This is a genomic window from Clostridiales bacterium FE2011 (assembly GCA_017569305.1).
GTDB lineage: Bacteria > Bacillota > Clostridia > Christensenellales > Aristaeellaceae > Aristaeella.
Genome location: CP069418.1, coordinates 2,407,578 through 2,421,689, shown reverse-complemented (window position 1 = coordinate 2,421,689; position 14,112 = coordinate 2,407,578). Strand labels below are relative to the sequence as shown.

The 14,112-nt window shown below is 42.4% G+C and carries 6 protein-coding genes; all 6 read right to left on the bottom strand.

Features of this window, described 5'->3' with window-relative positions; translation table 11 throughout:
- Nucleotides 1-4: 4 nt before the first annotated feature.
- On the bottom strand, nucleotides 5-784 hold the full coding sequence (locus JRC49_10940) for a hypothetical protein (GenBank protein ID QTE70314.1): 780 nt from the start codon (nucleotides 782-784) through the stop codon (nucleotides 5-7).
- A 36-nt stretch (nucleotides 785-820) separates the two neighbouring features.
- On the bottom strand, nucleotides 821-3,331 hold the full coding sequence (locus JRC49_10935) for an ATP-dependent DNA helicase RecQ (protein QTE70313.1): 2,511 nt from the start codon (nucleotides 3,329-3,331) through the stop codon (nucleotides 821-823).
- The gene (locus tag JRC49_10930; GenBank protein QTE70312.1) at nucleotides 3,331-6,591 is read right to left on the bottom strand and encodes a DEAD/DEAH box helicase family protein; all 3,261 of its coding nucleotides are present in this window, start codon (nucleotides 6,589-6,591) and stop codon (nucleotides 3,331-3,333) included. Before JRC49_10930 ends, JRC49_10935 begins: the two co-directional genes overlap by 1 nt.
- A 28-nt stretch (nucleotides 6,592-6,619) precedes the next feature.
- Entirely contained in the window at nucleotides 6,620-9,562 is a 2,943-nt protein-coding gene (locus JRC49_10925) for a hypothetical protein (GenBank protein QTE70311.1), read from the bottom strand.
- Nucleotides 9,559-12,810, bottom strand: coding sequence for a UvrD-helicase domain-containing protein (locus JRC49_10920; protein ID QTE70310.1), 3,252 nt, complete (start codon nucleotides 12,808-12,810; stop codon nucleotides 9,559-9,561). Before JRC49_10920 ends, JRC49_10925 begins: the two co-directional genes overlap by 4 nt.
- Nucleotides 12,811-12,972: 162 nt before the next feature.
- Nucleotides 12,973-14,109 carry an aminotransferase class V-fold PLP-dependent enzyme gene (locus JRC49_10915; protein ID QTE70309.1) on the bottom strand — a complete coding sequence of 379 codons (1,137 nt, stop codon included), beginning with the start codon at nucleotides 14,107-14,109 and terminating at the stop codon, nucleotides 12,973-12,975.
- Between the last annotated feature and the right edge of the window lie 3 nt (nucleotides 14,110-14,112).

Sequence of the window (14,112 nt, the reverse complement as noted above, 5' to 3'; positions counted from 1 at the left end):
CTGATCACCTCATTATCTGTACATAACTGACAGCATTCTGACCACTGGTTTTTACAAGCTGCCACTGTGACGCATCCGGTGTAAAAACAATCTTCAAAACACCCAATTCATCCAGAGTTCTCAGGCCATTGGAAACACCCAATCCGACCTGCTTACCCTGAATGCTGTCTCTCGTCTCCGGTGCTTCATGCTGAAGCCATGTAATGAATTCACTAAATGGAATCTGCTGTTTTTTCGGCCATTTCTGCTGTGAAAATAAAACATCCGCAATCCTTTGTTGCCAATTCGGAATCAATACATTCCCAAAAAGATAACCGCAGCCCAGAAATGGAGCCCATAGCCGCCAGCCTTTAATAACATTATCATGGATTGAAATGCCATTCGCACCCAAATAGGCTACAACATCATTAATACTTTCAAGCTTCCGCATATCTTCTGCATGTGCGCAGAAAAAAGCTGTCACCCTAAAGAACAGACTATCCTCCCATTGAAACACTATTCTTGCTGCATATCTGCGAAAGTCATCCTTTGTTCTGATTTTCCCGAGCTCTTCTGAAACAGAAATCAAACCATCCGCTTCATTCACCAGATCCAGTTCCTTGGCCACACTTAGTGTATCATTGAATATCCCCTTATTCTCACCATACACTTCCGGCATAGCCATAGCTTTATACAGATCATCCCGCTTAACTGGTTTGTCCAGCTTCTGCAGATAGGTCGCGAGCTGCCAGACCCTCTCCGGCGATGGTTCGGGAACTATTGTAGAATTACTTGGCGTAAACACATTCATCATCCTCCTTCACAGACACACAAAAGCAAATCACATTAATTCATTTTCTCTAATGATATGGCACATCTGAAATTGATCCAAGGTCCGGCCACTTGCCTCATAAACCGTATCAGTTTTCATATGGAACACAACAGCAAGCCCCTGATCAATCAGTTTTAACCCGTACGCCAGTAAACGTTGGTTTTCCCAGGAATTACTTCCCAAAGTTACCAGAACTGCCTGCCCCAAAAGCGATGGATGATGTACCAGCACCTCTTCTGCTTCTTCCCTTGTCAAAACCAAGCCCGGAAAATCAACTGCCTTTTCCCTCAATTCCTTACTATCATACTGCACCCAGGTGGAAACCCCTGCTTTGTTCATGCACAAGGCAACCGATATTTCATTTACGGTGTTTTCCCTTGTTTCCTGCGAAACCATAAGGCAATTTACATCATGCCAGATCTTATAAGGCAAATCCGTTATTCCCTGTGACACATAATACGGAATAAAACTATGCAACCTGAAACGGCTGGAAATAAAATGCTCATCCAAATGCTGTGCGCAACCTCCGCAATCCATCTCGGCCAATGTATATATTTTTGAAAAGCTTTCTGCGAAACAGTGTTCTTTTCTTTCATCCACCATATCAATGAACACCTTGAACTCCCTGTCGGAAGCATCATACTCCGTATCACGATCAGTTTCCACCTGACGGCTCATGGCATCAGGATCTTCCAGCAAACGTAAATCTCTTAGCCGAACCTTAATGTTATAATCACCAGTTTCCGGTAAATAATGCAAATCAACAAAATCCAAATAACCATGACGAACCATAAAAAGAATAGTATGCAGATTCCAGTCACGATTGCGATTTCCACTGTTTTCTCTTTCTTCTTTTGTGAAGTATTTCGGTACCATTCTTGTATTGACTTCGATCACATCCGCTTCACGCCGGGCATACGGATCTCGTGCCATTTCCAGCCAGCGTTTCATCAGCTTTTCCCCAGTCATAATCTTTCGATGTGTAATATTGACCTGCTGATGATGATCAATGGACGGACAATAACATAAAAGACTGATTGACGGCAAACCATCACGTCCACCACGTCCCACTTCCTGATAAAAACGGTTAATAGATTCCGGCATAGTTACATGTATAACAGTACGAACATCCGGCTTATCAATTCCCATACCAAAGGCAGACGTGGCAATTACAATATCCAAATCATCTTCATTCCAGCGCTTGATTATTTCCGTCCGCTCATCGTCATCTGTAAGGCCGGAAAAAACCACAGTATTGCATATTCCATTTTCTCTTAAATACTTCTGCCATTCCTTCGCAACCTTAGGCTGAATTGTATAAATCAGCATCGGCTTTGGCAACGTCCGAACATACCGAAGAACTTTTTTTCGCTGAGTCTCCTGAATATCTTTACCCCGGCTTATCGGATCCACCATATATCTGATCTCCGTCCGCAAGGAGTCACAACGAATAGGAATCCAGTTTTTTCTTCCTTTATCAACTTCTGAAAACAGAATTCTTAATTCATCTACAGCCTGATTAGAAAGAGTCGCGCTGAGCAGAATCGTTTTTAATTTTCCTTCACTTTTCTTCAGCAATTCACGCCTAATCATACTCAAGAACTGAAAATCCGGGCGGAAAGTTGCACCCCAATCCTGAACAATATGAGCCTCATCGATCACTAGATGTGTGAGATATGCATTTTCAGCGGCCCATGTCAACTGTTCTCTGAGCTGCGTATTCTTAACAATCGCTTCCGGTGAAGTAATCAGCAATTTAATCTCGCGCTGATCCAGTTTTTTCTTCAGATCCTGATAATGCTCTGTTTGTCCACCGCAAAAGTCATATATCTTTTCAGCCGGAACCACTTTCGCCAAATTATGAACTGCCGCACGGTACTGATCCTTCCCCAATGCAGTCGTCGGAACCACGAGCACTGTCAGACCACGATCACAAGCTACAGTCATCTGAGTTATAGTGCTTTTCCCCTCACCTGTCGATAACGTTACAAGCAACGTAAATCCTTCCGGTAGATTAACTGCCGTATGGATTGCAACCTTTTGCTCAAACGACTTATAATTTTTAAAACCTGTTGACTGATACAGTAGGCGATCTCCTGGCGTATCTGGTCTTCTCATTGTCATTATGTCATCCAGCCCATAGCACTGCCTTACATAATGATCGTTCACATACCACCCTGGTTCAGAAACGATGGCTGCAATATCTCCTGATGTTTCTACATATAGTCCGAAATCATTGCCTTTCTTCTCTACCAGATTACGAAGCAAAACCGGAGCTGGTAATTTCCCCAACCATAAAACCGTATCCCGAAGTGCCATCAACAAATCTTCATCTGAAATCTTATTTTGCCCATATAAATAATCACGCCAACGCGAAAGAAACCTCCGTCCCTGACGCCCCATTTGGAGCAAGCGATGATCAACCAATCCCTCATCAATTAATTCCTGCAAATCTTTCAAAGCGATTCCCAAACTCATTTGTTCAGACATAACCGAACGAACAACATCAACAACTTTCATTATTTCTCCGCCCTCAGATATATCATCGCATCCAGTCTTAACTGAAAACCTTCCAGTGCCTTCATGACACAATCATATTTCTTCTGCAAATCCCGTTCCCTATCTGTTTTTTGCCCATAGAAATGCTCCACAGCTTCCTGGGCATAGATAATCCGAGATGCTTCCGCACGTGCTGTCTCGATATCCATGTTGTTCCGAACTTCTTCTCTGGCTTTAGCTTCACATCCCTTATAAGCTTCTTTAAGCCAGTTCTTCCATATAATCGGCGGATAATCATCCATGAATTTTTCCAAGCGTGAGAACCCTAGTTTTGAATCAAATTTGCGTTTGCCTAAGTGCTTACAATCATCATTATCCCTGAACAGCCATTTTTGTCTAAATAATTCATCCAACATAGTTGTCGTCACATCTTCATAACCTTCATATTCGGGCCATATCGTCATAATCTGCTCAAGAGGTAAATATGCTCTGAACTTAGCCATGAGAATCGGATCAATTCCATGCTTATATAAATAATACATATTAGGTTCAACATTCCAGATCAACACCAATCCCCTATAATTGAACGGTGCAGATATTAGTTCTACCGCGCATGTTCTTCCGCGCGGGCATGTCAATGCATTCGAAACTATATGATCAAAGACCTGATCACCAGGAGCAAAAAAGAGCAGATGTTCCTGGCGTATTGCCATGCTTCGGTTAAACGTTCCTGTAATAGCATCCTGTTTAATCCTGTAAAAATCCCATTTAGGAGGTATGAAAAATGCATTTGTATTAGCCTTAGGACTAAACTTGCCCGATGTAAACTCTACTATTTCATTACTGACGCCTTCGATATCTTTCTCTCTTCTGCCTACAAAACCCGCCTGAGAAGCCCATGACATCATGGCTTCTGCAAAAATAGTATCTTCTTTATTTTGATATACATTCAGCATATTCTGAATAGTAACTTGCAACGGGTGAAACTGAATGCTTGCCATATCAAAATACTGTTCACGCATCAGTTCCATATCCAGTTCATCTTTTTCAGAGCGAATATCTTCCATTGCATCCCGCAATCCATAATGCATATCTGCTCTGATCGCTTTCATAACCATATCCAGAATTGAATCCAGAATGATTTCCAAGCCACAGAGTGAATGCGTATAAACTCCTATGGCATCATTCCAGAGTGTAAACAATTGTTCTTCAATAGTATTCTCCGAATGCACCACAATAGACAGCACATCTCGATCTGCTTTACGCCCAATACGATCCAGACGCCCTATTCGCTGTTCTATCTGCCCGATATCCCACGGAGTATCCAAATGCAACAACAAATCAGCAGATTGCAGATTTCGACCCTCTATACCTATTGGATCACAGATAATCAAACGACAAGCACTTTCCGTCTGGAATCGCGTAGCCTGCTCTTCCAACTCATCGTGCCTCATACCATTGGCTAGAACAGCTACCGCATCATTTCCTAGCCTTTTGCGGCATATCTCTGCAAATTTCGTCATGGTTTGCGAATAACTAGTAAACACCACGGCTTTGAAATCCTTAGTTGTATTAGCAAGATCCGTTTCCTGATCCAGATAATCAAAAGCCAGAACAAGTCGTCCCCGGATTTTATCTGGATCATCCAACACAACATCCAAAGAATCGATTTCAGCCTCAGCAGCCACCATCCAGCCATCTATCGCTTCATACAAATCAACCGGTAGATCTCTATATTGTTCAAGCACCCTCTTCAAAGCCCATGGCGAAGAATACGCAGCTCCTAAAAGATCCCTGAATTCAACATCAGTCAACGTATCCCTGTTATTTTCCATCCAATTTATAAGTTCATACACTGTGTTATATTCAGGATATGAAACCTGATCACCAGCCATTTCGTAGGACACAACTCTCAACTTACGCTCGGCTAACGTCAATACTCCCCTACGATTGCGGATAATATTTTTTTCCATCCTGTATTCTTCACAGATATAAGCCAAAATCCTTTGTACAGCAGCCTTACCTTTATCAAAGGTTGCAGTATTAATCGGATCCAGCATTTTTGTCAGTTCATCATCAGCTAGCAATTCATTCAGGTTTTTCAGTTCCTGAATCATTGCCTCCGCGTTTTCATCATAATCGCCCAACCAGTTATACAGATCATACAACCTGTCTCCCAGTTCCTGCTGTTTGTCAACCAGTGTTTCAAACTGATCATCAGGCATATTCAAATACCGGTTCGGATCCAGCAGACTCAATAGACGCTTATATTCTTCTCTTCTTCCAGTCACAGGAGTCGCAGAAAGCAATAGAATATTCTCATGTGAAGCCGACAACATCTGTACCCTGTTATACTGATCATTATCTCGAAGAATCTTATGTGTTTCATCGACAATGATCATATCATAATGATCACAGTCAAATAGATTCATGTTCTCCCTAAGCTCAGATAGAGGTATGATAACATCTCTGCACTTAGCCGAAATCTCATCGCCAGTAACATCTGCCTCTATTGCAAATTTACTCGATAATTCAAACCGCCATTGTCCTACCAACTGATCAGGTATGATATAAGCAGTCCGGTATTTTCTGTTCTTTTCCTTCTGGATCTTGATTATAGAACAGGCTTCTATCGTTTTGCCCATACCAACTTCATCAGCAAGCATATAACGAATATGATCTGACTGTAGACAACGTAAAACCGTAGTCACCTGATGTGTCATCAAAAAAGTACGGCAGCCAGCCAAAGCTCTGAATCCATATATAGCATTATTCAACACATGCATCGTTGAAGAAACAGTATACCTTGAAACGAACCATGTTGGGTTCTGGAACTCATAGTTCCCCATAGCTCTCAAAGGACTAAAATCAACACCTGTAAAATCAAGTAAAACCTGATTTTCCGTATAACGTTTTAGTTCCCCACCATCCAACTCAACCACATAATAACAATAATCTTCCTTATCGCTTCCGAATAGTGACATCAGGACTTTTCCTCTAACCAAATTCTCTCCAGCCCTGACCCTGCACGGAAAACCAGCGGGCGACATAGCTCTGTTGACATCCTTCAGATCAAATGTATCCCTCGCTAAAGCCCATCCATAAATGTATTTACTGTCGAACAGATCAAAAAACTTCACACGAACAGAGGCAGCCATGTCATCAACTTCTCTAACCATACCCAGCACGAACATACGAGGATACGTTTTTTCCATTTCATCCTCACCTACAGGTGCGTGAGCTGGAACGCGAACATACATGCCCGGTTTCACTTTAGCCATGATTCATACTCCCCTGTTCTTTATTCGTTTATTCTTCTAACACCCGGGTATAAGGTTTTTTACATAATTCTTTATATCGACAGATCCCACACCATTTGCCCTCATGCTCTTTATGCTCTGCATCCGTCTGCAGGTAACTAGCCATCCAGGCATTCGCAAAAGAAGGATCATCCGAATTTTCCTTATTAATTCTCATAAGTGAATAAATATGCTTCTTTTCCTCCTGAGATACGGCCTTTTTTGTACCTATATTCTGAAAATGATCATAATCAAAATCTACATATTTCCTCATTTCCTCAAACGGATGGGGCTTGTGCTCATCAACAGTTTCTGTAAATAATGCATTGATGAATCGTTCACGGACGCCAGCATAAACTGTCTGATAATCCGAGATGCGACCTGTTTTTTTATCGACTACCTTCTCTTTAATAAATGAAACAGCCGTTTCACACATATCAGGCTTATCGTTAATATTCTGGAGGAAAGGAAAGTACTTGTCCATTTCCTGCTGGACTGTTTTCACAGCACTGCGTATATTCTCATCTGACAATGCCTCTTTCTGATGACGTTTCCGCACCAGATTTGAAATCAGAGAAACATAGAACCGACGAATCATAAAAGCGCTGCTGTGAAAGATACCATCAGAGCAGACAAAGTCCAGATAATACCTATACGGGCACAGATAAAAATCCATTTTCTCATAACGTTTAGGATTATAGTCAAGCAAAGCCGTATCAGTATCCTCGTGCAGAATAGGCTGAGTATCCCTATTCTTATCAAGATCCCCGAAATCCTCTTTCTGAATATTCAGAATCTGCAGCGGATAATACAACTGTTCCTCACGACGATCTTCAAGATGACGAACAAAGCTCAGTCTGACCTTGCCGCGATTATAAAACAATCCATAGAATAATGCATACTGCATATATGACTGACGATCACATAAAGCCGCATAATACACCTGAAATACCATAGCCACAGGAGAATAAACCACATGGATAAAATGATCCGTCAGCGGCCACGGAAGAATATCATCTGCCTTTGCGCATATAGCGCCATCACTCAATCCAGCAAAATGGTAGGTAACATCCTTCTCTGTTTTTACTTGGCGATAGCTTCTCAGCACATCACCTTCAATCTGCTCAAAGTTCCGAACAACCCAGCCCGGCCTTTCTTCCCTTTTCTGACTCAGATAATAATACAGACCGCGACGCAGATCCTCCATCGTTCCTTTCAGCTCTGTCTTGACCGCGACCTCTTCAAACCGATCCAGCAACTGCTGGACCAATTTCTTTTCCTCCTCATCGGCAAGGTCCTTGACCCGATCCTTTATATATTCCTCCAGATTGGCAAAATGTTCACCGAAATTTTTATGCTCCTGGCTATTAAAAATGAACTCGGCAGCCTCTTTCAACTGCTTTAGGAATCGCAACAGAGCATCGATATCTTCCGGTGTGATCTGACTTTCATTATACAAAGATACATTTTGCAGCTGTTTCTTAAGACCATCCGTTTTTGCATCATTATAAGCATCCTTGTAATCCACGAGGCGCTTCCTTACATCCTCATAAAGAGAAACATCCTCCAACATAGGAGAAATCAGATCAAACAGCTCACTCAACCGCACACCGGAAGTCTGATTCAATATACCACTGACAGCACAAGTCTTCAGCGACATAACGTCCAACTCCAGCTGTTTTATATCCTCATTCCACATCTGATACAGACAAGTGAAGAACTGTCCAACCGGATACTGTAGAAAATGCCTATCTCCTGCATATTCAGGAAAATAAACCTTTAGCAAATCATCAGCGCCTTTGGACGCTGAATAGATCTTCTCAGGTAATTTGTACATTACCCTTTCATTAGGTGTATCTGGATCCTTATACTCTTTCAAGATTTCAGCTACATAATTAGCCATCTCAGACGTGTTTTCAAACGGAATATACCCAACCTTACCTGCTATTTCCATCCAACGTCGCCGATCTTCGCCGTTAACCGGTGCCTCTGCATTCAACACACCGGCTAAAGCGCGAGCCAGCATACTGCTCTCTTTTGTCTGCCCTTCCAGCGGTATATGTGTGATTTCAGTCAGATCGCGTTGAATCGGAACTTCAAACAGTGAGTAAATCCTTTCCCACGTTTCATACAAATGATGATATTCCGGAAGGTAATTGTAAAGGAAAACAATCTCAAATCCAGCAGAATTCAGTGCAGCAATTAAGCGCAACTGCAGCGGCTTAAACTGATGAATTCCATGAATTACAATTTTCCGTATCGGATGAACGGATATATCTTTTTCCATCTCTTCCAATACTTTTATCCGCTCATCCCGTTTCCGGAATGCATTTTCCTTTTCCTCCCCGTCTTCTTTCTCCTCAATTCTCTGAAGCTGCTTTCTTTCATCAAAAAGCGCCTTTTCTAGCAATGCGGAAAAAAACTGCCCATTATGAACCCTTTCATCTGAAAGGCGAAACGCATCCACCAGTTCCTGAGTTTTAACAGGATCGCCATCCATCTCACATATATATTTATACAACAGTACAAATACCTGCTGTTCCTTATTCGCAAAATCCAGCCGCAAGCTCCCAGGATCAATATTCAGTTCACAAAACAAACGTAATGCATCTAGCAATGAACTTCTGTTCTGTAAAAGAGCTGAGAATAATTCAGGTCTTTCCCCTCCGTCTTTACTTTTCCATTCCCTTAGCTGATCTGAAAGCGCTGCGTACTGATGAATCTGACGCTCAATATTGCCATCCCAATCCTTATAAGTTACCCTTACCAGCATATCCAGCGGAAAAAAGAATTTGCTAAAACCGCTATCTTCATTCTCTACATGATACAAATCCCACAAGCTCTGTGCCATAACGCTGGAAGCGCAGAAATGCGGAAGATCGCAGATTTCTTTCCAAAAGAATGTTTTTTCCAGATGATATGGATCCTTATACGTATAAATTTTATAGCTCATTCCTGGGACCCTCCTTCACTGAGGAGATACTGCCAGTTTATTCTTCCATTTTTCTCCGTTTCAATCCATGTGAAGCATTTCTGGGCTCTTGTCATGGCAACATACAATACACGAGTCTCTTCCTTCACCTTTTCTTCTTTCTCCTCACGTTCATCAAACCAATTATTATGCATGGATTCATCATCTTTGATTGTGAAATTATAGCCAATCCGGCCATTCTCCCGAATTATTACATCCATTCCCGTCTTCTTCAGCTCGTTAATAGCTAAATCTGTAAAAGGCAGGATCACATACCCATACTCAAGCCCTTTGGCCTTATGCACTGTGAGACATTTAACAATTGGTCGGTTTTCTTCCTTCTGATCAGGAATCCGTCTTTCCGCCTCTTTCCGTGAAAAAATACAATTACTCAGATACTCCGTCATATGATCCAGACTGGTTCCTTCACCGGTCCCACCTCTAACAAAGCGTTCAAAAAGCTCATCCACATTCAGCCTGTACGTCTGCCCTTCAGGCAGATAATCCCAAGGTTTCAACTGCATATATACCTGGTGAAGCACCTGCATTACAGGATAATAACGCAATCTGGATCTTATTTCGTCAAACGACCTACAATCATCCTTGCCTGCGCACTTTTCAAGACGTTCATTGATCAGACTATGCAAATAGACAACAGATGCAAGCCTGCCTCCAATCTTCTGTTCCTTCAGACCATATAACCGGGACTTGTTAACATGCGCTTGAATAAGATTGCATTCCGCGAAATGGCTCAAAACAGCCGGATCATCCTTCTGAAGCGCCTGGCACAATGTCAGCATATCAATCGCAGGATCGCTCTGAAACAAATCTCCACCTGTTTCCGTTTCCAGTACAAATTCTCCAGCAAAATGGCTCCTTGCATAATCCACGATATCACGAGCCTGCCAATTCTCCCGTACCAGAATCGCGATTGTCCGCTCTTCTTTAGCCCGATGATGCTCCGGGTCATTACGAATGCTTTCCATCCGAGAACATACTTCCTCAAACAATGCCGGAATCCGATCCTCTTTGTCTTTAACTGTGATCCTCCTCATATAGTAATCCGGCGGTACAGTACCTCCATTACTTTTTATCGGATTATCCAGCTTATCCTCATCCGGATTATAAACCAGATATCCTTGTTGCCCCCAACTGATAAAATACGGTTCAAAAGCCTGAAGCAGCTCATTATCCGTCCTATAATTATGAACCAAAAAAAACGGTTTTTCCCATTGATCCTTGTTTTCATCTATACGAAGCTTATCAAAAGCTTCCTCCTCTGCCCCTCTAAAGCGATAAATACACTGTTTCCGATCTCCCACACAAAATAGATGATACTTCATCGCTTCCACAATCTGTAGAATAACCTGAATCTGATAATCATCTGTATCCTGGAATTCATCCACAAACAGATACCTGTCCCTTGACACCAAACCTTCCTGCAACCTGTTATTCCTCACGCCGCTTTCAACAGCGCAAACAAGTTCCGGCATAAGACGGCCAAGAAAAATCTTTCCATTATCCTTCAATTCTTCTGCATATTCCTTTTCAGCACGGGAGATTACTTCCATAAACAGCTCATGAATCAGAGGGTATTCGGGGCACTGTCCAAATGAAACCGGCTCCATCCTGGTCAGATCGATGGACTTATTCTCCAGAGCACCTACAAATTTCAGCAGTTTTTCCCTTATCTCATAAAATGGCAATCCCAATTTCTGAATATAATGACGATCGGAACAGATTTTTTCCTGTGCCACTTCCTCCAACGCCTTATTCAAATGCTTCTTACGATTATACTGTCCAGATTCCACGGCCAGGTCATTGCTATATCCTGAAAACACACACAACTTTTTAATGAGATTCAGCGCATATGAATGAATCGTAGAAATCTGCATCTGATTGATCTGTCCGACCATGGCCAGATAACCGCCATTCCCTGTTAAAAGATACAGATTTTGAAAACGCTGTTTCAACTTCCTGCTCATATTATCAGCAGCATCATCTGTAAAGGTAATCATCAGGATACGATCTCTGAGTTCAAACGGAGACATTTGATGACAATAAACAAGATAGGCAATACGGTCTATCATGACAGATGTCTTACCAGTGCCGGCGCCGGCTTTTACCAGGATATGCTTCTGATCAGTTGCATGTTCCACCTTATACTGAGCCAGATTCATAAACCCCTGTGTGTCAATAAGATTCAGCGTTTCCCATACTGTATCGTCATCACTCTTCCCATCAACAACAAAAAGTTTACGATTCGCCAGCTCATTTTCCGGAGAAATCACATAACTGCTCCAATAAAACAAGCGGATTCCCTTTTTATATGGAATTTCAGAATCCTCAACTGACATAATCAGATCTGTTCCGTCCGCTTTTATTGAACAGGACTGATATAATGCAGTCAGTTTCTCCGCCGCATGTTTTTGCAGATCCTCACCAACCAGGATAGCCGTTATTTTTGTTCCCTGACCATAATAATCAATCAGATGATCCAGCTCACTGACGGCTCCTTCCTGCACAATCGCTATGATTGAATAGGGTGGAATCTCACGCCATACCTTGTTCTCCGATTGAGGATCCTCTTTCTTTTTTCCGGTTTCCTTCTCCGGTGTCACCGGGTTTTCCTTGCGCTGTCTTTCCAACTCTTCACGGGCAAATCCTGGATCAAAGAAATCCATAACCTTGAACATCTGATCATCCGAAAAAAAGCGTTTCTCACGCTGTGCCGGAATAAAAGCACTATACAATTTCTGATAAAACCTGTCTTTGTTTTCGATGTCATCTTTTCCAAACAGCAACCGATCTGTATGCCCCATATATGCTACAAGATCCGGTTGATGAACAAAAGCATCTTCCCATCTGGTAAAACATACCGCTCTTTCCATCAAAGGCTTAATACCAAGATGGTTTAGAATCAGATTGTCCAGAGCATATTTATGATCACGCACTTCTTTGTACGGATCTTCCTTTTTCTCATCAGAACCATCACGAATCCATAATTTACCATATTTGTATCCCAAATATGTTTCCTTATTCCACCCTTTAACCTCAACAAGTAGAATACCATACTCCGGAATCAACAGACAGAAATCAAATTCCATGCCATCAATATACCGATTATGATATACAACGATCTCATTGCCCAGATTTGCCTCGCAAGCGCGAAAAAATTCCTTTTCACCATCATTCCGGCAATCTTCGAATTTGCACATAAAGCGGGCCATGATACGCTTCACTCTTTTCGTTTAAAATTCAATTACTAAGATTTTTACCATTATACCAATTTCTATTCCCCCGCACAATATAAAAGGACGGCCCTTCAGCCGCCCGTAAAACTATTATTCCAGGTATTTTCCTTCGGTTTAAATCCGACTCCAACGAAATGATCAATTTAAAGCCGTCATGCTTTTGACATATTCAATCAGCGGTTTGATATCGATTTTCTTATCCCACCAGGAGATTCTCAAAGCCTCACTAATACGCTTTGGTTCCAGGCCCATCGCCACCAATACATAACTAGGATCATAGCTGCCGGATGTGCATGCGCTGCCGCTTGAGATCGCATAATATTCCTTGAGAGCTACAAAGACTGACTCCGAATCCACCCCATCAAAACTGATGTTCAAGATGTTCGGAAGTGTATAATCTGGATCCCCATTGATCTGATAAACTAGTCCTTCAAAGCTTTTCAAGAGACGTTCCTTTTCCGCACATAGCCCGAGAGTCATGCCCGGATATTCCTTATCCATAATCTCAGCTGCTTTTGCCAGTGCGGCCACCATAGCCACCGGCGTCGTGCCCGGACGGAATCCATATTCCTGCTGACCACCATACAGCATCGGTCTGACCGGCGGCCGCTTATAATTTTTCCGTTTCATAACAACGGCGCCGATTCCTTGTGGTCCATGGATCTTATGCGCTGTAATGCTTAACATATCATATGATAGTTTCCGTAGATCATCATTCAGTTTACCGAAAGACTGAGCAGCATCCACATGAAAATACGTTTCCGTATTCTTCAGTGCTTCCCCGATCTCCAGCACTGGCTGAATCACACCAGTCTCATTGTTTACATGCATCACACTAACGAGAAGAGTATCCTTGCGGACCTTGTTTAAAACATCTCCAGCTTTTACCCGACCACTCTCGTCAGGCGCAACAAAATCAACATCAAAACCGTGTTCAGCCAGGAACTTCATAGGTTGTAAGACAGCTTTATGCTCTATGGCCGTGGTAATCAAATGCTTCCGACCCGTCTGCTCCGCAAACTCTCTAAGCCCCAAGATGGCAGTATTGTCGCTTTCCGTTGCTCCGCTGGTAAAAATGATCTCATTGGGATCAATATTCAGAATCTCGGCCAGCGTTTTCCGGGACCGTAAGACGATCCCTTTCGCATCTGTCCCGAATATATGTGTCCGGCTATCCGCATTTCCCGGATGATTGGCATAGATATCCATCATCACTTCTAGAACGCGAGGATCTACAGGCGTTGTCGCGCAAAAATCCAGGTACTGCGTGCTCATAAC

Excerpts from the sequence above, each read along its gene's own strand:
- JRC49_10920 (QTE70310.1), bottom strand. The coding sequence starts at position 12,810 with ATGGCCCGCTTTATGTGCAAATTCGAAGATTGCCGGAATGATGGTGAA.
- JRC49_10915 (QTE70309.1), bottom strand. The coding sequence starts at position 14,109 with ATGAGCACGCAGTACCTGGATTTTTGCGCGACAACGCCTGTAGATCCT.
- JRC49_10935 (QTE70313.1), bottom strand. The coding sequence starts at position 3,331 with ATGAAAGTTGTTGATGTTGTTCGTTCGGTTATGTCTGAACAAATGAGT.
- JRC49_10930 (QTE70312.1), bottom strand. The coding sequence starts at position 6,591 with ATGGCTAAAGTGAAACCGGGCATGTATGTTCGCGTTCCAGCTCACGCA.
- JRC49_10925 (QTE70311.1), bottom strand. The coding sequence starts at position 9,562 with ATGAGCTATAAAATTTATACGTATAAGGATCCATATCATCTGGAAAAA.